Source organism: uncultured Devosia sp. (assembly GCF_964244875.1).
GTDB lineage: Bacteria > Pseudomonadota > Alphaproteobacteria > Rhizobiales > Devosiaceae > Devosia.
The window spans coordinates 145,480-169,938 of the sequence record NZ_CAXTKA010000008.1; the positions used below are offsets into that span (position 1 = coordinate 145,480).

19 protein-coding genes are annotated in these 24,459 nt (G+C 63.4%); 7 read left to right on the top strand and 12 right to left on the bottom strand.

Features of this window, described 5'->3' with window-relative positions; translation table 11 throughout:
- Positions 1 to 212 precede the first annotated feature (212 nt).
- The 11 genes from ACFE8X_RS11435 to uraH all read right to left on the bottom strand — a co-directional run bounded on the left by ACFE8X_RS11435 (position 213) and on the right by uraH (position 15,309).
- Entirely contained in the window at positions 213 to 2,381 is a 2,169-nt protein-coding gene (locus ACFE8X_RS11435; RefSeq protein ID WP_375451598.1) for a malate synthase G, read from the bottom strand.
- 21 nt (positions 2,382 to 2,402) lie between these two features.
- Entirely contained in the window at positions 2,403 to 3,701 is a 1,299-nt protein-coding gene (gene guaD, locus ACFE8X_RS11440) for a guanine deaminase (protein WP_375451599.1), read from the bottom strand.
- Positions 3,698 to 4,924 (bottom strand): urate hydroxylase PuuD, encoded by a 1,227-nt coding sequence (locus tag ACFE8X_RS11445; RefSeq protein WP_375451600.1) that lies wholly within the window; start codon positions 4,922 to 4,924, stop codon positions 3,698 to 3,700. The genes guaD and ACFE8X_RS11445 overlap by 4 nt, the downstream gene beginning before the upstream one ends.
- Before the next feature lie 215 nt (positions 4,925 to 5,139).
- Complete coding sequence (locus tag ACFE8X_RS11450; RefSeq protein ID WP_375451601.1) at positions 5,140 to 6,225, bottom strand: BMP family ABC transporter substrate-binding protein; 1,086 nt, start codon at positions 6,223 to 6,225, stop codon at positions 5,140 to 5,142.
- A gap of 50 nt (positions 6,226 to 6,275) precedes the next feature.
- Positions 6,276 to 7,199 carry an ABC transporter permease gene (locus ACFE8X_RS11455; protein WP_375451602.1) on the bottom strand — a complete coding sequence of 308 codons (924 nt, stop codon included), beginning with the start codon at positions 7,197 to 7,199 and terminating at the stop codon, positions 6,276 to 6,278.
- On the bottom strand, positions 7,199 to 8,278 hold the full coding sequence (locus ACFE8X_RS11460) for an ABC transporter permease (protein ID WP_375451603.1): 1,080 nt from the start codon (positions 8,276 to 8,278) through the stop codon (positions 7,199 to 7,201). Before ACFE8X_RS11460 ends, ACFE8X_RS11455 begins: the two co-directional genes overlap by 1 nt.
- Entirely contained in the window at positions 8,262 to 9,794 is a 1,533-nt protein-coding gene (locus tag ACFE8X_RS11465; RefSeq protein WP_375451604.1) for an ABC transporter ATP-binding protein, read from the bottom strand. Before ACFE8X_RS11465 ends, ACFE8X_RS11460 begins: the two co-directional genes overlap by 17 nt.
- Before the next feature lies 1 nt (position 9,795).
- Positions 9,796 to 10,659, bottom strand: coding sequence for a xanthine dehydrogenase accessory protein XdhC (gene xdhC / locus ACFE8X_RS11470; RefSeq protein WP_375451605.1), 864 nt, complete (start codon positions 10,657 to 10,659; stop codon positions 9,796 to 9,798).
- Positions 10,660 to 10,816: 157 nt separating this feature from the next.
- Complete coding sequence (gene xdhB / locus ACFE8X_RS11475; RefSeq protein WP_375451606.1) at positions 10,817 to 13,144, bottom strand: xanthine dehydrogenase molybdopterin binding subunit; 2,328 nt, start codon at positions 13,142 to 13,144, stop codon at positions 10,817 to 10,819.
- 199 nt (positions 13,145 to 13,343) lie between these two features.
- Entirely contained in the window at positions 13,344 to 14,801 is a 1,458-nt protein-coding gene (xdhA, locus tag ACFE8X_RS11480; protein WP_375451607.1) for a xanthine dehydrogenase small subunit, read from the bottom strand.
- A gap of 151 nt (positions 14,802 to 14,952) precedes the next feature.
- Positions 14,953 to 15,309 carry a hydroxyisourate hydrolase gene (uraH, locus tag ACFE8X_RS11485; RefSeq protein WP_375451608.1) on the bottom strand — a complete coding sequence of 119 codons (357 nt, stop codon included), beginning with the start codon at positions 15,307 to 15,309 and terminating at the stop codon, positions 14,953 to 14,955.
- Between the two features lie 163 nt (positions 15,310 to 15,472).
- On the opposite strand from uraH, the gene puuE reads away from it, so the two are divergent.
- The 7 genes from puuE (at position 15,473) to ACFE8X_RS11520 (ending at position 22,418) form a co-directional block, all read left to right on the top strand.
- Positions 15,473 to 16,888 (top strand): allantoinase PuuE, encoded by a 1,416-nt coding sequence (gene puuE, locus ACFE8X_RS11490; RefSeq protein ID WP_375451609.1) that lies wholly within the window; start codon positions 15,473 to 15,475, stop codon positions 16,886 to 16,888.
- A 129-nt stretch (positions 16,889 to 17,017) separates the two neighbouring features.
- A complete protein-coding gene (locus ACFE8X_RS11495) occupies positions 17,018 to 17,845 on the top strand; it encodes a bifunctional allantoicase/(S)-ureidoglycine aminohydrolase (RefSeq protein WP_375451610.1) in 828 nt (275 codons plus the stop codon).
- Entirely contained in the window at positions 17,842 to 18,339 is a 498-nt protein-coding gene (locus ACFE8X_RS11500) for an ureidoglycolate lyase (RefSeq protein ID WP_375451611.1), read from the top strand. The genes ACFE8X_RS11495 and ACFE8X_RS11500 overlap by 4 nt, the downstream gene beginning before the upstream one ends.
- Before the next feature lie 92 nt (positions 18,340 to 18,431).
- The gene (locus ACFE8X_RS11505; protein ID WP_375451612.1) at positions 18,432 to 19,214 is read left to right on the top strand and encodes an META domain-containing protein; all 783 of its coding nucleotides are present in this window, start codon (positions 18,432 to 18,434) and stop codon (positions 19,212 to 19,214) included.
- Between the two features lie 17 nt (positions 19,215 to 19,231).
- On the top strand, positions 19,232 to 19,855 hold the full coding sequence (locus tag ACFE8X_RS11510) for a nucleoside deaminase (protein WP_375451613.1): 624 nt from the start codon (positions 19,232 to 19,234) through the stop codon (positions 19,853 to 19,855).
- Between the two features lie 310 nt (positions 19,856 to 20,165).
- Positions 20,166 to 20,981, top strand: coding sequence for a trehalose-phosphatase (gene otsB / locus ACFE8X_RS11515; RefSeq protein ID WP_375451614.1), 816 nt, complete (start codon positions 20,166 to 20,168; stop codon positions 20,979 to 20,981).
- 18 nt (positions 20,982 to 20,999) lie between these two features.
- Entirely contained in the window at positions 21,000 to 22,418 is a 1,419-nt protein-coding gene (locus ACFE8X_RS11520) for a trehalose-6-phosphate synthase (RefSeq protein WP_375451615.1), read from the top strand.
- 107 nt (positions 22,419 to 22,525) lie between these two features.
- Here the strand turns inward: ACFE8X_RS11520 and ACFE8X_RS11525 are convergent, their stop codons facing one another.
- Positions 22,526 to 24,043 carry a DEAD/DEAH box helicase gene (locus tag ACFE8X_RS11525; protein WP_375451616.1) on the bottom strand — a complete coding sequence of 506 codons (1,518 nt, stop codon included), beginning with the start codon at positions 24,041 to 24,043 and terminating at the stop codon, positions 22,526 to 22,528.
- Positions 24,044 to 24,459: the final 416 nt, after the last annotated feature.

Genomic DNA, 24,459 nt, shown 5'->3' on the forward strand with positions numbered 1-24,459 from the left:
AGTCAACGTGCGCCGACTTCTCCGGTTCCAGCTAAGGACGGAACTGCAAGGCCAGCTAATCCAAAGTCTCAACGGTACCAGTGAAACTGCTGAACGCCCCACGATCGACGGCGCCGTGGTCGTTCCGCATCTGGATCATGGCCTTGGCCGCCGCCTTTGTGGTCGCAAAACCGAATGCGCAAGAGATAACCTTGCAGCGCTTCAGGACTGCCTTACCGGCGAGCTGCCTCTCGCGCCTTCACCACGGCCCGCCGCCCATGCAGGATCGGCTCGGTATAGCCGGCCGGCTGGTCCGCACCGTGCAGCGCCAAGTCGAGCGCCGCCTGGAATGCGACCGATTGATAGTTCTCGCTCATCGGCCGATATACCGGATCGCCGCCATTTTGCGCATCCACCACCGATGCCATCCGCTCGAACGTGGCAATCACCTCATCCTTGCTGACCAGTCCATGACGCAGCCAATTGGCGACCGCCTGTGAGGAAATCCGGCAGGTGGCGCGGTCTTCCATCAGCCCCACATTGTTGATATCGGGCACCTTGGAGCAGCCAATTCCCTGTTGCACCCAGCGCACCACATACCCCAAAATGCCCTGCGCATTGTTTTCCAACTCGCGCGTGATCTCGTCGCGGCTCAGCGAATAAGGCACCTGGACCGGCATGGAGAACAACTCGTCCAAGCTCGGCGTTGCCTCGTTGTGGCGACGCTGTTGCGCCTCGAACACATCGACCTGATGGTAATGCAATACATGCAGGGTTGCCGCTGTCGGCGACGGCACCCAGGCCGTGTTCGCCCCGGCATTGGGATGGCCGATCTTGGCACTCATCATCGCCGCCATATCATCGGGCCGCGCCCACATACCCTTGCCAATCTGCGCCCGGCCGCTGAAGCCACAAGCCAGCCCGATCAGCACATTGCGATCCTCGTAGGCCGCGATCCAGCGTTCGGACTTGATCTCGTCCTTGCGCAACACCGGGCCGGCTTCCATCGAGGTATGGATTTCATCCCCTGTCCGGTCAAGAAAACCGGTATTGATGAAAAATACCCGCTCGCGCGCCGCACGGATTGCAGCCTTGAGGTTGGCTGATGTCCGGCGTTCCTCGTCCATGATCCCGATCTTGATAGATCGTGGCGCAAGACCCAGCATGACTTCGACCGAAGCAAAAATCGCACAGGCAAAGGCGACTTCCTCGGGCCCGTGCATCTTGGGCTTGACGATATAGATTGCGCCCGTACGACTGTTCAGCCTGTCATGCATGGCGCAGAGCACGGTCACCGCCGCATCCAGCAGCCCCTCACCGATGGGCCTACCCTCCGCATCGCGCACCGCGTCGCTGGTCATCAGATGCCCGACATTGCGCACCAGCAACAGCGAACGGCCCTTGAGCACGAGCGGCTGCCCGCTGATGTCCTTATAGGTCCGGTCGGCCTGGAGCGTGCGGGTCACCTGGCGACCGCCTTTTTCGAAGCTGTCCTGCAATGTGCCGGTCATCAACCCGAGCCAGTTGCGATAGACACCGACCTTGTCTTCGGCATCCACCGCAGCAACCGAATCCTCGCAGTCCTGGATCGTCGTCAGCGCGGCTTCCACGATGATGTCGCTGAGCCCAGCGGGGTGCATGGCACCGATGACGCTGCCCGCTTCGATGACAAGGATCACATGCAGGCCGTGATGGCGCAGGACGAGTTCGCCCTTGTCCTGCGTGCCGCCATAGCCGACGAATGCAGCAGCATCCTTGAGCTGCGTGCGCCCCTCAGCGGTCGCGGCGACAAGAACGCGCCGCTCGCCGTCTTTTTCGACGTGGTAGCTGGTGACGTCGCGGTGGCTGCCGGTTTGGAGTGGAAAGGCCGTGTCCAGAAACTCGGCCGCCCGCGCCACGACCGCTTGGCCGCGAGCGGCGTTGAAGGCCGAACCAGGCGCCAGATCGCCGTCGCGCGCGATGACGTCGGTGCCATAAAGCGCATCGTAGAGACTGCCCCAACGGGCGTTGGCCGCGTTCAGCGCATAGCGCGCATTGCTGACCGGCACCACCAGTTGCGGGCCGCACAGCGTGGTGATTTCGGGGTCGAGGCCGGCTGTTTCGATGGTAAAATCAGCAGGCTCTTCAATCAGATAGCCAATGTCGCGCAGGAAGAACTCATAGCCCTGCGGGTTGTTGGCGACCGGGCCGTACCGGCGATGCCAATCGTCGATTTTGCTCTGCAACGTATCGCGCCGCGCCAGTAACGCGGCATTGGTCGGGCCATGTTCGGCGACCAGCCCCGCAAGGCCGTTCCAGAACTGATCTGCAGTGACCACCAAGCCCGGCAAGGCTTCGTTTTCGATGAAATTGACCAGCAGTTTGTTCACCGAAAGGCCGGATTTGACCAGATAGTCGCTCATGGGGAGGTCCTCGTCGGTGAATCAGGAAGCAAGGCTGGATTTTGCTGGTGCACCAGCAACATAGACCTCGGCGACGGCGCGGTCATCCCCAAGCGTCTGCAACAGGAAAAGCTCTTCGTAGAGATTAGCAACCGTTAGCATTCGCAGCGCCATTGCTGACGTTGCGTTAGCGTTGAGCACAACCAAATCAGCCGAACAGCCGCTTTCGATAGTTCCGATCGTGCCTTGCAGCGATAATGCCCGGGCATTGCCCAGCGTCATCATGTAGAACGAGTCGAACGGCGTCAGGCGCTGCCCCCGCAATTGCAGGACCTTGTAGCCCTCGTCCAGCGTGCGCAACATGGAATAGCTGGTGCCGCCGCCGATGTCGGTTGCTACCCCGATGCGCACGCCCGCCATCATCAGCCGTTCCCGATCGAAGAGGCCACTGCCCAGGAACAGGTTCGAGGTGGGGCAGAACACGGCGACCGCTTTGGTCTCCGCCAGCACGTGCGTCTCGCGATGATTGAGGTGGATGCAGTGGCCGATCAGCGTCCTCGGACCCAGAAGGCCAAAATCCTCGTAAATGCCGGTATAGTCTTTGGCGCCAGGGTAGAGCTCCATCGACAACTTGATCTCGGCATCGTTCTCGCTCAGATGGGTCTGCACATGGCATTCGGGGTGCTCGGCGACCAAAGCCCGCGCTATTTCCATCTGTTCGGGCGACGAGGTGATGGCGAAGCGTGGCGAGATCGCGTAGAGCCCGCGGCTGCGCCCGTGCCAGCGCGCGATCAGCGCCTTGGTGTCGTCATAGCTCGATTGCGGCGTGTCGCAGAGCGCCTCGGGCGCATTGCGGTCCATCATCACCTTGCCGCCCACCATCAGCATGTTGCGCTTTTCGGCTTCGGCGAAATAGGCATCGACCGAACGCGGATGGCTGGAGCAATAAGCCACCGCAGTCGTCGTGCCATTGCGGATCAATTCGTCGTAAAAGGCCGAGGCGATGGCGCCGGCATGGCCTTGCTGGGAGAATTTCTGCTCTTCGATGAAGGTATAGTTGTTGAGCCATTCCAACAGCGAGCCGGCATAGGACGCGATCATCTGGCTTTGCACATAGTGCACATGCAGATCGATAAAGCCCGGCAGGATCAGGTGCGGGCGGTGATCGATGATCTGGGCATCGTCGGTGTCGACTGCGGAGAAATCCTCCAGCGCGACGATCTTGCCATCGGCAATGACGATGGCGCCATCCTCGAGATAGCGATAGCTGGCCGCGTCATCCAGTCCCTGCGGTTCCGACCGGAAGGTCAGCACCCGCCCGCGTAGAACGGTGCGCGTCATAGCGCCGAGCCTTCGCGATACCATTCCACCAGCAAGGCGCGCTCCTCGGGCGTGATTTCACTGACATTGCCGGGCGGCATGGCATGGGCATAGCCGGCCTGGATGGCGATATCCCTGGCATGATTGGCGATCGCGATGTCGTTGTCGAGGATGACGTTCCTGGGCGCCTCGTAAATGCCGGGCCAGGCCGGTTCAGCCCTATGGCACATGGCGCAGCGCGTTTGTACCGCAAGGCTTGCGGCGGCAAAGTGCTTGGCGCTCATGAACGGCTCGGCTGCCCGCGACGCTACGGTTTCGCCGGCCGAGCCGGGAATTTTCGGTCCGGTCGACAGCCAGGCGATGACGATGAACAGCACGACGGCGACCAGCCAGGTCCAGTGCGGATTGCCCTTGCGGGCATGGCGGGTGTTGAAATAGTGCCGGATGACGACGCCGACGAGAAAGATCAGCGAAGCGATGATCCAGTTCCACTGCGTGGCGAAAGCCAGCGGATAATGGCTGGACAGCATGAAGAAGATCACCGGCAGCGTCAGGTAATTGTTGTGCAGGCTGCGCTGCTTGGCGATCTTGCCGTATTTGGCATCGGGTACCCGCCCGGCCTTGAGATCGGCCACGACGATCGTCTGGTTGGGAATGATGATCATCGCCACATTCGCCGCCATGATGGTGGCCGTAAACACGCCCATATGCAGCATCGCCGCGCGACCGGTGAACACTTGCGTATAGCCCCAACCCATCGCCGTCAGGATAGCGAACAGCACCAGCATCAGGCCGTTCTGGCTCTGGCCGATCGGCGATTTGCAGAGCCGGTTATAAACGATCCAACCCAAAAGGATCGAGCCCAGCGAGATCGCGATGCCCGCCCATTGCGGCACGTCCAGCACATTGCGATCGATCAGGTAGATATCGGCCCCGACATAATAGATCAGCGCCAGAAGGAAAAACCCCGACAGCCAGGTGGCGTAGCTTTCCCACTTGAACCAGGTCAGGTGCTCGGGCAAGAAATCGGGCGCCACCAGGTATTTCTGGATGTGATAGAACCCCCCACCATGCACCTGCCACTCCTCGCCATGGGCGAGCGGCGGCAGGCTGGGGGTCTTGCGCAGGCCCAGGTCGAGCGCGATGAAATAGAATGATGAGCCGATCCAGGCAATGGCGGTGATCACATGGGTCCACCGCACCGCAAAGCTCAGCCACTCATAGAAAATGACGAAATCGCCCATCGCTCCGTACTCTTTGGTGTAGCGGCAAGCCCCCCTCACCCGGCCTCCGCTTCGCTCGGCCACCCTCTCCCCGACGGGGAGAGGAATCTTGATGACGCAGCGCTGCTATTCTTCTCCCCGTCGGGGAGAAGGTGACGCGTAGCGCCGGATGAGGGTGTCTGCCCGCAAAAAGAGGCGGGCCAAGACCCGCCCCTCGCATTTCCTAAATCAGTCAATTAAACCGGCTGTTCGACGCCTTCGACGTACCAGTCCATGCTCAGGAGTTCCGCATCGGTCATTGCCACGCCGGCGGGGACGCGTTCGGTGCCGGTATTGTCTTTGATCGGGCCGGTGAAGATCTTGAACGAGCCATCTATCTGGCCAGCTTTGATCTTTTCAGCGTCGGCAACGACGTCGGCCGGGATTTTGGCATTGTACGGCCCGATCTGCACGACGTCTTCCTTGAGGCCTTCCCAGGTATCGCCCGCCGTCCAGGTGCCGGCGATGACCGCCTTGGCGGAGGCCAGGTAATGGGGACCCCAGTGGTCGATGATCGCCGTCAGCTGGGTTTCCGGCGCAAAGGCGGTCATGTCGGCGCCCTGGCCGAAGCCGCCGACAATGCCGCGTTCCTGCGCCACCTGCAGCGCCGCCGGGCCGTCGGTGTGCTGGGCGATGATATCGACGCCCTGGTCGATCAAGGCGCGTGCCGCATCGGCTTCCTTGGCCGGATCGTTCCAGGTGGAGATATAGACCGGCTTGACCGTGAAGGCGGGATTGATGCGGCGAGCCGACAGGGCCAGCGCATTGATGCCCATCACCACTTCGGGGATCGGGAACGAGCCGATATAGGCCGCCTTGCCCGTCTTGGACAGGTGACCCGCAATGGTGCCGCAAACGGCGCGGCCTTCGTAGAAGCGGGCATTGTAGAGCCCGACATTGTCGGCCTTCATGTAGCCGGTGGCATGCTCGAACGCCACGTCGGGGAATTCCTGGGCGACCTTGATCGTCGCATCGCCAAAACCGAAGCTGGTGGTGAAGATCAGCTTGTTGCCCTGCTGGGCCAATTCGCGGATGACACGCTCGCAGTCGGGACCTTCGGGCACGTTCTCGACATAGGTGGTGACCACCGCATCGCCGAGCTGTTCCTGCAGGTAGATTCGGCCCTGGTTGTGGGCATAGTTATAGCCATTGTCGTTGATGGTGCCGACATAGATGAAGCCGACCTTGAGCGGTTCGGTCTGGGCGAACGCCTTGCTGCCCAGCAGCGGCAGGGCGGCGGCGGCGCCACCGATCTTGAGGATGTTGCGGCGTGAAATGGTCATGATCTCTCCTGGATGACGTTTTTGTTGATCGAGCAAGCCACAAGGCTTCCTCAATTGCTGGGCAGGAACGGCTTGCCGAGGCAGGCCGGGGCATTGGTGGACGCGTCGCGCCGAAGGGAAATCAGCACCAGAACGGCGATGGTGGCAAGATAGGGCAAGGCCGCCCACATCTCGGAAGGAATGACGGCCAGCGGCCCGCCACCGGCCTTGGCATAAAGCTCCATGGTCATGACGAGGCCGAATAGATACGCCCCGGCCAGCAGCCGGAACGGCCGCCATGAGGCGAAGACGACCAGGGCAACGGCGATCCAGCCGCGCCCTGCCGTCATGCTTTCGGCCCATTGCGGGGTCAGCAGCAGCGGAAAACAGGCTCCGGCGATTCCGGCCATGGCGCCGCCGAACACGACCGCGCCATAACGGATGCCGACCACAGAATAGCCGATGGAATGGGCCGAATGGTCGTTTTCGCCTACGGCGCGCAGGATCAGCCCCGCGCGTGTGCGCTGCAAAAACCACCAGATGGCGCCCACCATGACGAACGAGAAGTAAACCGGAAACGAATAGCCGAACACGACGCGCCAGATCGGATGATCGGCCAGGGCATCGGGAAACAGCGGCGCCATCAGCCCGATCGGCTTGGCCGCGTAAGGTGCACCGGCCAGGGCCGACAGCCCGGTGCCGAAAATCGTCAGCGCCAGCCCCGTCGCGGTCTGGTTGGCCGACAGGCTGAGCGTCAGGAAGGCGAAGATCAGCGACACCGCGGCGCCCGCAAAAGCGCCGCACAGCAAGGCAAAGTAGGGATTGCCGCTATAGTATTGCGCCACGAACCCGCTGATGGCGCCGACCAGCATCATGCCCTCGACACCCAGATTGAGCACGCCGCTTTTTTCGGCGACCAGTTCACCCAAGGCCGCGAGGAGAATGGGCGTCGCCGCGCCGACCAGCGTCACGATGATGGGAATGAGGATATCCATCAGGCCGCCCCGGCCGGGGTTCGGACCACGCGCCGGATACGGTAACGCACCAGCAAGTCGCCTGCGAGCAGGAAGAACAGCACCATGGCCTGGAAGATGCCGGTCGCGGCATCGGGCAGTTTGATCGTGGTCTGCGCCACTTCCCCGCCCACGAAAGTGATGGCCATGACGATGCCGGCAAAGATCACGCCCAGTGGATTGAGCCGCCCGAGGAACGCCACGATAATGGCGGTGAACCCATAGCCCGTGGCGAAGCCGGGCACCATGCGCTGGAACGGGCCGGCCACTTCGAGCACGCCGGCCAGGCCGGCAAGGGCACCGCTGACCAGCATGGCCAGCCAGATGGTCTTGTTTTCGCTGAACCCGCCATAGCGGGCGGCATGGGGCGCCGCGCCGACCACGCGCATGCGATAGCCGAACACCGAGCGCGACATGATGAACCACGCCACCAAAGCGACGACGATGGCGATCGGCACGCCGAGATGAACGATGGTGTGGGGGATGACCGTAGGCAGCCGCGCCGATTCGGCGAACAGCCGAGTTTGGGGAAAGCCGATGCCCATCGGGTCCTTCCAGGGCGCGCGGATGAGGTAATAGATCAGCTGGATCGACGCATAGGTCAGCATCAGGCTGGTCAGGATTTCGTTGACGTTGAGCCGCGTCTTGAGCAAGGCCGGTATGGCGGCATAAAGCGCGCCGGCCGCGACCCCGGCCAGGATCATCAGCGGCAAGATCCACGGGCCGCTCATGGTATAGGTCGCCAGCGCCACGCCCGTACCCGCCAAGGCGCCGACGACATATTGTCCTTCGGCCCCGATGTTCCACACATTGGCGCGGTAGGCGATGGACAGCCCCACCCCGATGATAATCAGCGGCGCTGCCTTGATGCCGAGATCCTGCCATTTATAGGCGTTGGTCAGCGGCGTCAGAAACACTTCGCGCACTGCCCCGATGCCATCATACCCGATCAGCGAGAAAATGATCGCGCCCACGATCATGGTCAGCACCACGGCGCCGACCGGGGTTGCATAGATCATCAGCCGGCTCGGTTCGGCGCGCTTTTCAAGCCGGAACGGCATCGCGCACCTCCCCCGTTCCGTGCACGCCGCCCATCAGGAGGCCAATTTCCTCCACCGAGATATCGCCTGCCTTGCGCGCCGCCGACAACTGCCCGCCATTGATCACCGCCAGCGTGTCGCAAAGCGCCAGCAATTCGTCCAGGTCCTGGGAGATGACGACGATGGCCGAGCCTTCGGCCGCGAGATCCACCAGCGCCTGGTGGATCGCGGCGGCAGCGCCGGCATCGACGCCCCAGGTCGGCTGGCTGACCACCAGCACTGTGGGCCGCTGCAGGATTTCGCGGCCCATGATGTACTTTTGCAGGTTGCCGCCCGACAGCGAGCCCGCAGTCGAGCCCGGCCCCAGGGCCTTGACCGCGAAATCGGCGATCACCTTGCCGGTATAGGTCTTGGCGGCGCCCGAATCGATCAGCCCCAGCATGACCATGCCAAGCCGGTCGCGCGCCGTGAGCACCGAATTGTCGCTGAGGGTAAAATCGCCGACCGCGGCGTGGCCGTTGCGCTCCTCTGGCACGGCGCAAAGCCCATGCTTGCGCCGCCCGGTCGTATCGAGCAGCCCCAGCGCATGCCCATCGATGGTGATCGCCTGCCGGTCCTCGCCCAGGATTTCCCCGGACAGCGCGTCGAGCAGGGCATTCTGGCCATTGCCGGCAACCCCCGCGACCCCGAAGATTTCCCCGGCCCGCACTGAAAAGCTGACCGCACTGACCTGCACGTCGAAATGACTGCTCTTTTTGGTCGACAGCCGCGAGACCACCAGCCGGGGCTTGCCCATGCTGCGCCCGGGCGCCCGCACGATGTCCCTCAGCCCCGCGCCGATCATCTTTTCGGCCATGGACCGCGAGGTTTCGCGCTTGGGATCGCAGGTATCCACCAGCCTGCCGCCGCGCAGGATGGTTGCGGTATCGCAGAGCGCTTTGATCTCGCCCAGCTTATGGGAAATATAAAGGATCGAACATCCGCCCGCCGCCAGCTTGCGCAGGACGGCGAACAACTGCTCGACCTCCTGGGGGGTGAGCACCGAAGTGGGTTCGTCCATGATCAGCAGTTTCGGAGCGAGCAGCAGTGCCCGCACGATCTCGATGCGCTGGCGCTCGCCCACTGACAGCGTGGCCACGGTGCGGTGTGGATCGAGAGCCAGGCCGTATTGCGCCATCACCGCGCGGATGCGGGCTTCCAGTTCACGGCCGGGGATTTTGGCATCCATGCCCAAGGCGATGTTTTCCAGCACCGTCAGCGCCTCGAACAGCGAAAAATGCTGGAACACCATGCCGATACCGAGCGCACGCGCGGCCTTGGGATTGGCGATCGTCACCATATGCCCGTCCCAGCGGATGTCGCCGGCATCGGGCTGCATGATACCATAGATCATCTTGACCAGGGTCGACTTGCCGGCGCCGTTTTCGCCCAGCAGCGCGTGGATTTCGCCTGGCTTGACCGAAAAGCTGACACTGTCGTTGGCGAGGACGCCGGGAAATCGCTTGGTGATGCCGTTGAGTTCAAGCCGGAGCGGCATACTAGCGTCCATCCACGGCCCCCAGTTGCCTGGAGCCTTGCGCCTGCACAGATCGAGCTTCCCGGCGGCCAATGTGGACCATAATTTCCGCAGCCGCCAGTGCCGCAATCACCTCGGGCCGCTTATCCCCAAGCCCTTGATCGCCGATCGGCAGGACCAGCCGGTCCAGCGCCAGCGGATCGCCGCCCTCGGCACGATACCAGGAGGCGAACCGCGCTCGCTTGGTACGCGAACCGACCATGCCGACATAGGGACTGTCGAGGCGTTTGAGAGCCTCGAATGCGATCAGGAAATCAAGCGCGTGGTCGTGGGTGAGGATCACGTAGGCACTGCCCTGGGGGGCATTGCGAACCACGGCTTCGGGCATGGGCACGACGCGGACATCGACATTTTGCAGCAACCCGATGAGTTCGTCGATGCGGGTGTCGATGACGTGGGCGTAAACGGGAAGCAGCGCCAGCATCTGCGCCAAGGCGCGGCCGACATTGCCGGCGCCAAAAATGTAGACATGGGTCTGGGCGGCATCCTCGGCGGCGATGCGGGCGGCGAGGTCGGCGCGCAGGCCGGCATCGGCATAGTACAGGCTAACGCCAACCCGGCCACCGCAGCACTGGCCGATTTCGGGCCCCAGCGGCACGTCCATCGCGGCGCTCGCCTGGCCATTGGCAATCAAGCGGCGCGCATGGTCGATCACCATATATTCCAGCGCCCCGCCGCCGATGGTGCCGAAGATGGCGCCAGGACCGACCAGCATGAACGTGCCCTGTTCGCGGGGAGATGAGCCGCGGACCGAGGTGAGCTCGGCGACGATGGCATCGGGGTTTTGCGCGAGGAAGGTGATAAGGGTGGGGCTGCGGAGAGTCATGTTGTGGCCACCGCCAGGACCCCCACCCGGCCTCCCCCTGGGAGGGGGAGGAGCAGGACTGTGATTGGGGCCAAATCGTGCCGACTATACGGTACGGTTCCTCCCCCTCCCAGGGGGAGGTTAGGTGGTGGTGCTGCCATCGACACGACCACCATTCTCACCCGCGCGCCTCCCGCTGCAATCGCTCGCAGCCCATCAGCACCCGTTCCGGCGTCACCGGCGTATCGAGATTGGGCGCAATGCGGTACTCCGCCACGCTCGCCACGGCCATGCTCAGCGCCTCGACCACGCTCATCGCCAGCATCAGCGGCGGCTCGCCGACGGCTTTGGAGCGCCCGATCGTTGGTTCAGCATTGAGCGACCATTCGGCCAGCTTGACGTTGAAAATCGGCGGCACGTCGGAGGCCAGGGGAATTTTGTAGGTGGAGGGCGCCTTGGTGCGCAATTGCCCCTCCTTGTCCCAGACCAGTTCTTCGGTGGTCAGCCAGCCCATGCCCTGGATGAACCCGCCCTCGACCTGGCCGATATCGATCGCCGGATTGAGCGAGCGACCCACATCATGCAGGATATCGACACGATCGATGACATATTCCCCGGTGAGCGTATCGATGGTGACTTCAGATACCGACGCCCCATAGGCGAAGTAATAGAAGGGGTGGCCACGGCCCGTGGCGCGATCCCAATGGATTTTCGGCGTCTGGTAGAAGCCGGCGGCCGACAATTGCACCCGGTTGAGATAGGCCGAGGCGATCAGTTCGGCGAATGGCACGAACTGGTCAGCCGCCTGCACGCCGCCGGGCACCCAAAGGACTGCGGCCTCGGCGCATTGGTAGAGTTTTGCGGCATGAACGACCAGCCGTTCCTTGATCTGCCGGGCCGCATCCCAGGCGGCCATGCCGTTGAGATCGGAGCCGGAGGAGGCGGCGGTCGCCGATGTGTTGGGCACCTTGCCCGTTGTCGTGGCCATGATCTTGACGGCATCGAGCCCCACGCCGAACGCGTCGGCCAGCACCTGGGCCACCTTGATATAGAGCCCCTGCCCCATTTCGGTGCCGCCATGGCTCAAATGGATCGAGCCGTCCTTGTAGACATGCACCAGCGCGCCCGCCTGGTTATACCAGGTGGCGGTGAACGAGATGCCGAACTTGACCGGCGTCAGGGCGATGCCCTTTTTCAACACGCCATCGGCGGCGTTGAAGGCGAGCACCGCCCGGCGGCGCGCCTGATAGTCCGACGACGTCTCCAATTCGTCGACGATGCGGTGGACGATGTTGTCGCCAATGGTCTGGTGGTAGGGCGTGATATTGTCGGTGTCGATGCCGTAGAAATTGGCTTTGCGAACGTCAAGCGGGTCCTTGCCCAGGCTATAGGCGATAGTCTCGATCCAGCGCTCGGCCGCCATCATGCCCTGCGGGCCGCCAAAGCCGCGAAAGGCCGTGTTGGAGACGGTATTGGTGTAAAGCGGCTGCGACACGACGCGAACCGCTGGATACCAATAGGCATTGTCGGCGTGGAACAAGGCGCGGTCGGTGACCGGGCCGCTGAGGTCGGACGAGAACCCGGCGCGGGCGCCATAAATGGCATCGAGCGCATGAATCTTGCCGGTCTCGTCATAGCCCACATCGTAGTCGACCACGAAGTCGTGGCGCTTGCCGGTCGCAGTCATGTCGTCGTCCCGGTCGGGGCGGATCTTGCAGGCACGGTTCCACTTCTTGGCGGCGATGGCAGCCACGGCGGCAAACAGGTTGCCCTGCGTCTCCTTGCCGCCGAAGCCGCCGCCCATGCGGCGCACATTGATGGTCACGCTGTGCATATGAGTGCCCAATGCCTGGGCGACCATCAACTGCACTTCGCTGGGATGCTGGGTGGACGAATAGACGGTGACGTCGTCGTCCTCGCCCGGAATGGCGAAGGCGATGTGGCCTTCGAGATAAAAATGGTCCTGCCCGCCGATGACGACGCTGCCCTTGAGGCGGCGCGGCGCGCTGGCCAGACCGGCTTGCACATCGCCGCGTTCCAGCTTGAGCGGATCGGTCACCAGCTTGCCGCCAGCCGCCTGAGCGGCGCGCACATCGATGGCCATGGGCAGGTCGCGATACTCGATTTTAGCGAGGTGGGCAGCGCGACGGGCGAGATCGCGGGTTTCAGCGATCACGGCGAACAGCGGCTGGCCCCAGAAGTGCACCTTGCCCATGGCGAAGATCGGCTCGTCATGCTTGTGCGATGGGCTGACATCATTTTCGCCGGGAATATCGTCGGCGGACAGCACGCCGATCACCCCGGAGGCGGCTCTGACGGCGGTGTAGTCCACGGCCACGATCTCGGCATGGGCGTGCGTCGACAGCGCCAGATAGGCATGCATTGTGCCTTCGGGCTCGACGATGTCGTCAATATATTCGGCAAGGCCGGCAACGTGCTTAGGGCCGCTGTCGTGGCGGGTGGAGGCGTGGAGGGTAGAGCGGGAAATGGTGGGGTGTTTATTCATGAGGCTTCTGCCTAACCCTCTCCCCTTGAGGGAGAGGGATGGCCTGACGCGTTCAGCGGAAGGTCAGGGTGAGGGGTGCTGCACCATCCCATGCCAGATGCACGGATTAAGAGACCCCTCATCCGCCCCTGCGGGGCACCTTCTCCCTCAAGGGGAGAAGGGGAACAGCCGAGGCGTTCATGTGCGAGGACCCCCACCATCACGCCACCGCCCGGGTCAGCCGCGCACCGTGGCCAGTGGTTTCGAGGAAAAACCGGCGCAGCAGGTTTTGGGCGACGGTGAGCCGGTACTCCGCACTGGCCCGCATATCCGAAATCGGTTGAAAATCCTCGGCAAAGGCGGCCATAGCCACATCCACGGTCTCGAGCGTCCATGGCTTGCCAACCAGCGCAGCCTCGACGGCCTTGGCGCGCTTGGGCGTTGCAGCCATGCCGCCAAAGGCGATGCGGGCCAGGCCAACCACGCCGGCATAGTTGACGAAGACGCGGAAGGCACCGCAGAGGGCGGAGATATCCTCCTCCCGGCGTTTGGAAATCTTGTAGGTGGCGAACTGTTCGCCAGCGGGCAAATAGGGAATGGTGACGCTTTCCACGAACTCGCCGGGCTGACGATCCTGCTTGCCATAGGCGAGGAAATAATCTTCGAGCCTGATCTCACGGCGATGCTCGCCGCGGCGCAGATGCAGCTTGGCACCCAAGGCGATCAATGGCGGTGGGGTGTCGCCGATGGGCGAGCCATTGGCGATATTGCCGCCGATCGTGCCCATATTGCGGATCTGCTCGCCGGCAATTCGATCCCATAATGCGGCAAGCTGGGGGAAATAGGTGGTCAGCGTCGGTAACGCTTCGGAATAGGACACGCCGGCGTAGTAGCGCAATGCGCTGTCGTTTTCGGCGATGCGCTTGAGCTCCTGGAGATGGCCGATGAAGATCACCGGGCTGATCGGGCGCATGAACTTGGTGACCCAAAGGCCCACATCGGTCGAGCCGGCAACGATTGTCGCCTCGGGATTGGCCGCATAAAGAGTGGCAAAGTCATCGAGGCTGGCGGGGACGATGATCTGATCGCCGATTTCGACGCGCGAGCCATCGTTGAGCGCCTTGATGCGGGCCTTGAGCGCGATGCGCTCGGCCCGAAGCGGATCGGCCTCAGGCGCGCCGTAGGACGAGATCGCCTTGGCGGCGCGGATGATCGGCGCATAGCCGGTACAGCGGCAAAGGTTGCCTTGCAGGGCTTTTTCTATGGCCGGCTGTGTTGGATTGGGGTCGCGCATCCACAGCCCATACAGCGACATCACGAAGCCGGGCGTGCAGAAGCCGCATTGCGAACCGTGATGGTCCACCAGGGCCTGCTGCACCGGGTGCAGCGTGCCATCCTTGGCCGCGAGGTGCTCGACGGTGACCACGTGGGTGCCGTGCAGGCTGCCCACGAAGCGAATGCAGGCAGTGACGGAGTCGTAGATGATCTCGTCGTCCATCACCCGGCCGACCAAAACGGTACAGGCGCCGCAATCGCCCTCGGCGCAGCCCTCCTTGGAACCGCGCAGGCGCCTGGTCAGGCGCAGGTAATCAAGCAGCGTCGCGTCGGGCGCGACGTCGGTGAGCGCGACGTCCTCGTCGTTGAGGAGGAAGCGGATGGCGTGAGAAATCTGAGGCATCGTTCCCCTCACCCTAACCCTCTCCCCAGAGGGGCGAGGGGACCGCGCGGTGGTTATGGCTATATTTCAGACAAGCACGGATCATGTCCCCTCGCCCCTCCGGGGAGAGGGCTAGGGTGAGGGGTGCGATGCCAAGATACGCCTGCATGCGCTAGCTCCCCCGATAAGTCGAATAGGCGAAGGGGCTGACCAGCAATGGCACGTGATAGTGTTGGTCGGCGCTGATCTCGAAGCGCACGGGCACCACGTCGAGAAACGGATTGTCCAGCTCGACCCCGAGCCGCTCGAAATATTGCCCCACATGGAAGTGAATTTCGTAGATGCCGTGCTCGAACTGCTCGGCGTCCAGCAGCGGTCGATCCACCCGGCCATCGGCATTGGTATAGCCTTCGCTGATATGATGATTGTGATCGCCATGCACAAACAGCAAATCCAGCCGCATGCCCCGGGCGGGCGTGCCATGCATCGTATCCAGCACATGCGTCGTCAGGCGTCCTGAACCCGCCATAAATTGCTTTCCGTTCTTAATCCCCGAAGGGCAAGACTATCGCAATTGACGCGCCCGCCAAGGGGTGTTCGCCTATTTTTTACCGGATGGTCCATTTTTGTGCATCTTGCCGTGACCGGCACAGACGATAGACTTCGGCCCGAACACTCAAGCGAGATGCCCGATGCGTTATCCCCGCGACATGGTCGGCTACGGCCCCAATCCGCCACACGCCAACTGGCCCGGCGGCGCGCATGTCGCGGTACAGTTCGTGCTGAACTACGAAGAGGGTGGGGAAAACAACATCCTGCATGGCGATGGTGGCTCTGAGGCTTTCCTCGCCGATGTCGTGGGCGCCGCGCCCTGGCCGGGGCTGCGGCACTGGAATATCGAATCCATGTATGAATATGGCGCGCGCGCCGGGTTCTGGCGGCTGCACCGGCTGTTCACCAGCCGCCACCTGCCGGTGACCATCTATGGCGTTGCTACTGCTTTGATGCGGGCGCCCAACCAGTTGGCGGCGATGCAGGAAGCGGGCTGGGAAATCGCCAGCCACGGCTATAAATGGGTCGAGCACAAGGACATGCCGCCCGAAACCGAACGTGAGCAGATTGCCGAGGCGATCCGGCTGCACACCATCGCCACCGGGGCGCGCCCCACCGGCTGGTACACGGGCCGCTGCTCGCTCAACACCGTCGACCTGGTGTCCGAAGAGGGGGGCTTCGACTATATCTCAGACACTTATGACGACGACCTGCCCTATTGGCGCGTCCATGAGGGGCGTCCCCAATTGATCATTCCCTATACGCTGAGCGCCAACGACATGCGCTTCGTTACCGCTTCGGGTTTCGACAATGGCGAGGAATATTTCCAGTTCCTCAAGGACAGCTTCGATTGCCTTTATGCCGAAGGGGAGGCCGGATCGCCCAAGATGATGTCGATTGGCCTGCATTGCCGCCTGGTGGGTCAGCCCGGCCGCATCATGGGCCTGCAAAAATTCCTCGATTACATTGCCGGGTTCAAGCGGGTCTGGGTGCCGACCCGCATCGATATCGCCCGCCACTGGGCCAGCGAACATCCTTACCGCGCGCCCGCTCTGGTTCCCTCGCAACTGGACAGGGCCGCGTTCGTCGAGACATTCGGCTCGATTTTCGAGCACTCCCCCTGGATCGCCGAGCGCGCCTGGGCGGGAGAACTGGGGCCATCCAACGACACCGCGATCGGGCTGCATTTTGCCCTGCGCACCCAGTTCCGCCTGGCCACCGACGCGGAACGCCTGGCAGTCTTGCGCGCCCATCCCGACCTTGCCGGCAAGCTGGCGGCCGCCAAGCGCCTGAGCGATGCTTCCGCCGGCGAGCAGGCTTCGGCCGGGCTCGACGCCCTGACCGATGCGGAGCGCGACACCTTCACCCGGCTCAACGCCGCCTATGTGGCAAAATTCGGCTTCCCGTTCATCATCGCCGTCAAGGACAACACCAAGGCGAGCATTCTTGAAGCCTTCGTGGCGCGCCTCGACAATTCCGCCGAGGCGGAATTGCGCACCGCCTGCGCCCAGGTCGAGCGGATCGCCCTGCTGCGGATCAGGGCCTTGCTCGGATAAAGGCCACTGTCCGTCCGCTGGGGCCGACCTGAAGTTGGCATTGGACATTCGCTGCCGCGAGCTTGCCCATGGCCTCGGGCCCGACAAGGCATTAGGGTTGTTGCAGATTCTGTTCCGCGATGCGAGCCAATGGCCGATTCTCCTTACGCCTCTCCCGCCGGCAGCCTGCCGGGGCAACATGCCCTGCACACCGGCCGCGCCGTGTTCACCGAAGCCTATGCGCTGATCCCGCGCGGGGTGATGACCGATATCGTCACCAGCTACCTGCCCCATTGGACCGACACCCGCGCCTGGGTCATCGCCCGTCCCATGTCGGGATTTTCCGAGACCTTCTCGCAATATGTCATGGAAGTCATGCCCGGTGGCGGCAGCGACCGGCCGGAGCCCGATCACGGCGCACAAGGCGTGCTGTTCGTGCTCGAGGGCCAGGCCAGCCTCGCCATCGAGGGCAGGACCCACCTGCTCAAGCCCGGCGGCTATGCCTATCTGCCGCCCGGCAGCGCCTGGAGCCTGCGTAACACAGGCACCGCGCCGACGCGGTTTCACTGGATCCGCAAGCGCTACGAGGCCGTGGACGGGATCGAGGCGCCCTCCGCTTTCGTCGCCAACGAGCGCGACGAGCCGATTATCTGGATGCCCGATACCGACAATCGCTGGGGCACCACTCGCTTCGTCGATCCGGCCGACCTGCGTCACGACATGCACGTCAATATCGTCACGCTCGAACCCGGTGCCTCGATCCCGTTCGAGGAAACCCATGTGATGGAGCACGGTCTCTACGTGCTCGAAGGCAAGGCGGTCTATCGGCTCAACCGCGATTGGGTCGAAGTCGAGGCCGGCGATTTCATGTGGCTGCGCGCGTTTTGCCCGCAAGCCTGCTACGCGGGCGGTCCCGGTCGATTTCGGTACCTGCTTTACAAGGACGTCAACCGCCATGTTAAGCTGGGGCCGCAATGAGCGATCCCGTCATCCATGTCGAGCCCTTGACAGCCGAGGCCTTCGCGCCGTTCGGGCAGGTGATCGAACTGGCCGGTGCGCAGCATTATCCCATCAACAATGGCATGACCGAGCGCTATCACGACCTGGCACGGGTCGAACTTGGCGGCGTTCATGCCCGGCCGTTGATCTCGATCTTTCGCGGCCAGCCCTATGCCTTGCCGCTGTACCTCGACCTGGTCGAGCGTCACCCGCTGGGGAGCCAGGCGTTCTATCCGCTGTCGGAGCACCCGTTTCTCGTCATCGTGGCCCATGACCTGTCGGGCACGCCCGATCGGCCGCATGCCTTTCGCACCGAACCCGGCCAAGGGATCAACATCGCCATGAACACCTGGCATGGCGTGTTGACCCCGCTTGAGGCCGCCTCCGACTTCCTGGTGGTCGATCGCGGTGGCGATGGCGTCAACCTCCAGGAATATCACTTCGAAACGCCGTATCTGGTACGAAAAGCCTGACCTTTACCTTGCCTGGCGATTGTCGTAGCCGGCCCTCGAATTTGCCGGTGGCTTGGCTTAACCTGCCTGCGGCGCGGTGGCAGGAGCACGTCATGTCGATCCATAGGTTTTGGCGCGGTTTTGCCCTGGTGACGGCGCTCCTGCTTTCGTCGGCTACCGCCCACGCCGCCGAACAGGTCACGTTCACCGGCCAGGTGACCTATCGCGAGCGCATCGCCTTGCCTCCCGGTGCCGACCTGACGGTGACGCTGGTGTCGCTCGCTGCCAAGGGCGCACCGCACCGCGTCGGCGCGACCGCGCTCATCAGCACGCGCGGCCAGGTGCCGCTGCAATTCGTGCTCGACGTGCGCAGCGACGCGCTCTCCGAGGATCTGGAATACGGTCTGGTTGCCGAAATCCGCGCCGGCGGCCTGGCACTGTTTCGCAATCCGACCCCGGTTCCGGTCGATCCTGCGGCGCCCCTGCCCGTCCTAATCATGGTCAGTTTTGATCCGATGACTGCGCCGGCGCCGCCAACCGCCATCGGCGAGCTTGAAGTCACCGCGGCACTGTTCGACACGATCTGGGCAGTGCGCACTATTGCCGGTCAACCGGTAATGGAGGCGACGGCGGTCTCGCTCTCGATCGCCCCCGACTATCGCGCCGGCGGCAATGGCGGCTGCAACAGCTATTTCACCGAAGCCAGATTTGACGGTCCGGCATTACGGTTCGGCCCGATTGCGGGCACCCGCATGGCTTGCGATGTCGGCGTCATGCAGCAGGAAGCCGCATTCTTTGCCGCCCTTGCGAGCGTAACCGGCTATGAGCTGACCGACCAGGCGCTGTCCCTGCGCGATGCCCATGGCAAGCAATTGGTCGGCCTGGCACGCCAATGACATGACAGGAGGATTTCGTGGACACCACCGCGCTGATTTCGCGCCTGCTCGATGTCATCGAAACCGATATCGCACCGGTGACGCGCCGGGGCGTGGCGCGAGGCAACAAGCTGTTCGGCGCAGCAATTTTGCGAAAATCCGATCTGTCGGTGGTGGTTGCCGAGACCAACAATGAAATCGAGAACCCGCTCTGGCACGGGGAAATGCACACCATCAAGCGCTTTTTCGAGCTGGATCCGGCCACCCGGCCAGCTACGAAGGACTGCCTGTTCCTGGCCACGCACGAGCCCTGCTCGCTTTGCCTTTCGGGCATCACGTGGTCGGGCTTCGATAATTTCCATTATCTGTTCAGCCACGAGGACAGCCGCGACAGCTTTGCCATTCCCTATGACATCGCCATTCTCAAGGCGGTCTATGCCGTGCCCGATCCGCAAACCGGCAGTGTTCCGCCCGACCGTCCGCTCTACAACCGCACCAATCCCTATTGGACCAGCCACAATATCGCGCAGATGATCGCCGGCCTGGATCGCGGCAATCGCGAGGCGCTGCTGGCCCGCTTGGACGATCTCAACGCGCTCTATGCCGATCTGTCCGCGATCTATCAGGACGGCAAGGGCAGGCAGGGCATTCCCCTCGCCTGATCGCTATTCGTGGGTGGCGACCGGGGCCACCAGGCTGCTTTGCGGCACATCGGCCAACGATGCGGCAAAGGTAAGCATGCTCATGGCGGCAACGAACCGCAGGGTCAAAAGCATTTGCGACATCGATATTGGCTCCAGCGGGATGACGGGCGTTGGTGAGCCTGATAGGCCCGTCCTGTTGAATGGCCCGCCAACGCGGCGTTTATCTTCCGTTCATCTTCGCCCAAGGAGTGCATGCCAGCCATGAGCCGAACCAATCGCGCGCTCGCGCGTTTCTGGAGCAAATTCGGCTAACCCAAAGGCCCGATCCATGTCCGATATCGATCACGCTCAAGCTGCAGTGGCGCCCACGCGCCTCGCAATTTTCACCGATTTCGACGGTACGCTGGTGGAAATCGCCGAGACGCCCGACGATGTCGACGTGCCCCTCTCCCTGCCCGAGGCGCTCCAACGCGCCGCCCGCGAACTCGACAGCGCTTTTGCGGTGCTGACCGGCCGCGAGATTGGCGATATCGACAGATATCTCGCGCCGCTGGTCCTGCCGGTGGCGGGTGCGCACGGCACCCAGCGTCGCCGCGCCGATGGCACGATGGAGCCGGTCGACACGGCGGCTACGGAGGCAGCCGAGGAGATCGCGCGCGCCATAGGGCCCCTGGTGGAAGCGCACCCCCAATTGCTGGTGGAAGCCAAGGACGGGGCCGTTGCGCTACATTTTCGCCAGGCGCCCGAATTGGAAGCGGCCTGCCGCATGGCCATGGAAGAAGCGGTGCGGCACGTTGCCAATTTCACCCTGGTGCCGGGCAAGATGGTGTTTGAGGCACGGCCGCGCGGCGTCAGCAAAGGCACGGCATTGCGGGCGTTCATGGCAGAAGAACCGTTTCTGGGCCGGACGCCGATTTTCATCGGCGACGATACCACCGATGAGGACGGCTTCATTGCCGCCCAGGACCTGGGTGGCGTGGGCATCAAGCTGGGCGAAGGCGACACCGCCGCCCGTATGCGCATCGCCAATGTCGCATCCGTCCATGCCCTGATCCAGGGACTGGGTGACATCGCGGCCCAAGGCAGGGCCGATGAAACGGACCTCGACGACCGCGATACCGGCTCTGACAGGGACGTGCACTAAGTCTGCGCAGGGGCAGTGATGAACCGGCTGATTATCGTTTCCAACCGGACCCCGGGCAAGGACCCGGCGGCGGGCGGTCTGGCCGTCGCTTTGCGCAAGACCCTGGCGGACCGTAACGGCTTCTGGTTCGGCTGGTCGGGAAAACTGACCGAAAAGCCATCGCCCGATGCGATGTTCGAAAATATCGACGGTCTCAGCGTTGGGCGGATCGACCTGACACGTGACGACCACCATGCCTATTATGCCGGTTTTTCCAACTCCATCCTGTGGCCAAGCTTTCATCTGCGCCTGGACCTGGCGACCATCGAGGCGCCCTGGTACGAGGGCTATCGCCGGGTCAATGCCCAGTTCGCCAAGGCGCTGCTGCCCCATTTGCAGCCCGACGACGTGATCTGGGTGCACGACTACCACCTGATCCCGCTGGCGACCGAACTGCGGGCTTTGGGTGCCCGCAACCGGATTGGTTTTTACCTGCACATCCCGTTTCCCACCACCGATGCGCTCTACGCTATTCCGCACCACAACGAACTGATGCGCGATCTGGCGCGCTATGACATTGTCGGCCTGCAAGCCAATCGGGACGTGATTGCCTTCACCGATTTTGCGGACAATCAATCACCCTCATCACTGGCCGACGGGCCGCTCGAGGCGGTGGATTTTTCGCGCACCGAGGTCGCGGCTTTCCCCATCGGCTCCGATCCCGACGCTTTCGCCAGGCTGGCGACCAGCCCCGCCGCCAACAAGATGATCAAGCGCATGCAGCGCTTTCTCGACGACCAGCGGCTGCTCATCGGGGTGGATCGGCTGGATTATTCCAAGGGCCTGCCGCAGCGCGTGGAGGCTTACGAGAAGCTTCTGGCCAACAATGCGCATCTGCGCCGGCTGGTGCACCTGTTGCAGGTGGCGCCGCCATCGCGCGACACCATCAAGGAATACCAGGAAACCAGCGACGCGCTCGATGCCATGTGCGGCCGCGTCATGGGTCGTTTTGCCGAGCCGGATTGGGCGCCGCTGACCTATGTCAAGCGCGCCTATGGCCAGCCCAGCCTGGCAGGGCTGTTCCGCTTGGCCCGGGTCGGGCTGGTGACCCCACTGCGCGACGGCATGAACCTGGTGGCCCACGAATATGTCGCAGCACAGAACCCGGATAATCCCGGCGTGCTGGTGCTGTCGCGCTTTGCCGGAGCGGCGGAGATTTTTCCCGAGGCGCTGCTGGTCAATCCCTTCGACACCGACGAAACCGCCGAAGCGCTGCGGCTGGCGTTGGAAATGGGCCTCGACGAACGCAAGCAGCGCTGGCAGGCCCTGATGGACGCTGCGCGCCACTACAGCATCGACAACTGGGCACAAAATTTCCTCGCCCGGCTCAACCCTGCCGGAGCGCAGGGCGGCGGCGGCCCGGATCGCGATTTTCTGTATCTCGCATCGGTGGCGTAAGCCGGACGTAAGGTCCACCCAACGACCTGCCGTCATCACCACCCTGCCCCGACCTGCAAAAAGGGCGGCTATTATGCCGCCCTCCTGTCGTCATGGGGATAGTTGGATCAAGAAGCCACGCGACCGCGCTGGCGATCGGCATTGGAGCGGCCATTGTCGCGCGCCGCGTCCTTTTGCGTCTTGCCCCAGCGCTGCTTTGGCTTGGCCGCCGGCTTGGCGCCCATGGGCTTGCCGGTTTCCATGTCGCGGCGAACGCGGTTGACCTGCGCATCGGGCAGCGGCGCGCGCGGGACTTCGGCGGCCGGACGCGTCCGCGCCGGCTTGGGCGCGCCATCCTTGCCGAACTCGGCGAAGGGACGGCGCTCGGCCGGCGAGCGACGATCGGCCGGCGGCGCCGCCTTGGGATTGCGTGCATTGCGCGGACCCGGACGGCCCGAGGCGGGCTTGTAGGCCGAACGCGGCGCTTCGATCACGCCGGTAGTGTTGGCAAGGCTGAGATCGCCCGTATAGGGCAAGGTGCGGCGGATCAGGCGTTCTACGTCGCGCAGCTTGGAACGCTCGGTGCCATCGCACAGCGTGATGGCCACGCCCGAAGCCCCGTTCCGGCCGGTGCGGCCGATGCGATGGACGTAGTTCTCGGGATCGTCGGGCAGTTCGTAATTGATCACATGGGTGATGCCGGGCACGTCGATGCCGCGCGCCGCGATATCGGTCGCGACCAGAATGCGCACATCGCCGCTGGCAAAGCCCTTGAGCGCGCCCTGGCGGGCATTCTGGGACTTGTTGCCATGGATGGCGGCGGCCTTGTGACCGTCGATCTCGAGGTTCTTGGCGACGCGATCGGCGCCATGCTTGGTGCGCGCGAAGATGATGGCGCGCTCGATGCCCTGGCTCTGGTCGGCAAGCAGCTCGTTGAGCACGCCGCGCTTGGCCTTGGCACCGGACAGGATCACGCGCTGGTCGATCTTGACCACGGTGGAGCCGGCGGCAGCCGCCTCGACCCGCACCGGATCGCTCAACAGGCCCTTGGCCAGTTCGGCAATCTCGGGCGCCATGGTAGCGGAGAACAACATGGTCTGGCGACGCTGCCCGATGGCCTTGGCGATATGCTTGACGGTGCCGATAAAGCCCATATCGAGCATGCGATCGCCCTCGTCCAGCACCAGCCAGCGCGTTTCGTTGAGCTTGATCTTGTTGTCGTCCATCAAGTCCTTGAGGCGACCCGGGGTGGCGACGACGATGTCGACGCCCTTGGCGATGCGCTGCACCTGATGGTAGCGCGACACGCCGCCGAGCACGAGCACGGTCTGCAGCGTCATCTTGGAGCCGGCAAACTTGCGGATGGCTTCATCGATCTGGACGGCCAGTTCACGCGTCGGCGCCAGGATCAGCGCGCGGGTGGTCATCGGCCGCGGACGGCCGGTCAGGGTGAGCAGGCCCGCCAGGATCGGCAGGCCAAAGGCTGCGGTCTTGCCGGAGCCGGTCTGGGCGATGCCCAGCATGTCCTTGCCGGCCAGCAATTGCGGAATGGCCTGGGACTGAATCTTGGTGGGCTCGGTAAAGCCGCCGGCCGTCAGGCTGTCGGTGAGGATGGACGGCAGGCCCAGGGAGGTAAAATCTGACAAAATGTATTCTTTCGGTTCGTGCGTCACATGACGCTGTCCCGTGCGCAGAACCAAAGCAGCGCACAGAACGCCAGCGGCGGGGCCGGTGGCGGTTACAACAGGGGCATCGGCGATAAAAAGGGAGATATCGCGCGGGTGCTGGCTCAAGCCTGAAGCTGGGCTTCAGGTTGACTTCGCCGCTCACCGCTTAGGTCGATAAGAAGAGAAGTCCGTCACCAAAGGCTTGGCGCCAGCGGGACCCTTACGGTCCCATGCGCCGGTGACGATGCGCCTGATATGGGACAAGGCGATTGAAATAGCAAGGGGAATCGGGATGACGCGGCGCATGGGGGGTGTGCGTGGCCTCGTTCAGGCATGCCGGCGCGCCGCGCGGGGTCACCGGGCGGTTGGATGACAGTCAAACGGCATGCGGCGAG

Bases quoted from the DNA above. Each gene is read 5' to 3' on its own strand.
- ACFE8X_RS11435 (WP_375451598.1), bottom strand. From the start codon at position 2,381: ATGAGCGACTATCTGGTCAAATCCGGCCTTTCGGTGAACAAACTGCTG.
- guaD (WP_375451599.1), bottom strand. From the start codon at position 3,701: ATGACGCGCACCGTTCTACGCGGGCGGGTGCTGACCTTCCGGTCGGAA.
- ACFE8X_RS11445 (WP_375451600.1), bottom strand. From the start codon at position 4,924: ATGGGCGATTTCGTCATTTTCTATGAGTGGCTGAGCTTTGCGGTGCGG.
- ACFE8X_RS11450 (WP_375451601.1), bottom strand. From the start codon at position 6,225: ATGACCATTTCACGCCGCAACATCCTCAAGATCGGTGGCGCCGCCGCC.
- ACFE8X_RS11455 (WP_375451602.1), bottom strand. From the start codon at position 7,199: ATGGATATCCTCATTCCCATCATCGTGACGCTGGTCGGCGCGGCGACG.
- ACFE8X_RS11460 (WP_375451603.1), bottom strand. From the start codon at position 8,278: ATGCCGTTCCGGCTTGAAAAGCGCGCCGAACCGAGCCGGCTGATGATC.
- ACFE8X_RS11465 (WP_375451604.1), bottom strand. From the start codon at position 9,794: ATGCCGCTCCGGCTTGAACTCAACGGCATCACCAAGCGATTTCCCGGC.
- xdhC (WP_375451605.1), bottom strand. From the start codon at position 10,659: ATGACTCTCCGCAGCCCCACCCTTATCACCTTCCTCGCGCAAAACCCC.
- xdhB (WP_375451606.1), bottom strand. From the start codon at position 13,144: ATGAATAAACACCCCACCATTTCCCGCTCTACCCTCCACGCCTCCACC.
- xdhA (WP_375451607.1), bottom strand. From the start codon at position 14,801: ATGCCTCAGATTTCTCACGCCATCCGCTTCCTCCTCAACGACGAGGAC.
- uraH (WP_375451608.1), bottom strand. From the start codon at position 15,309: ATGGCGGGTTCAGGACGCCTGACGACGCATGTGCTGGATACGATGCAT.
- puuE (WP_375451609.1), top strand. From the start codon at position 15,473: ATGCGTTATCCCCGCGACATGGTCGGCTACGGCCCCAATCCGCCACAC.
- ACFE8X_RS11495 (WP_375451610.1), top strand. From the start codon at position 17,018: ATGGCCGATTCTCCTTACGCCTCTCCCGCCGGCAGCCTGCCGGGGCAA.
- ACFE8X_RS11500 (WP_375451611.1), top strand. From the start codon at position 17,842: ATGAGCGATCCCGTCATCCATGTCGAGCCCTTGACAGCCGAGGCCTTC.
- ACFE8X_RS11505 (WP_375451612.1), top strand. From the start codon at position 18,432: ATGTCGATCCATAGGTTTTGGCGCGGTTTTGCCCTGGTGACGGCGCTC.
- otsB (WP_375451614.1), top strand. From the start codon at position 20,166: ATGTCCGATATCGATCACGCTCAAGCTGCAGTGGCGCCCACGCGCCTC.
- ACFE8X_RS11520 (WP_375451615.1), top strand. From the start codon at position 21,000: ATGAACCGGCTGATTATCGTTTCCAACCGGACCCCGGGCAAGGACCCG.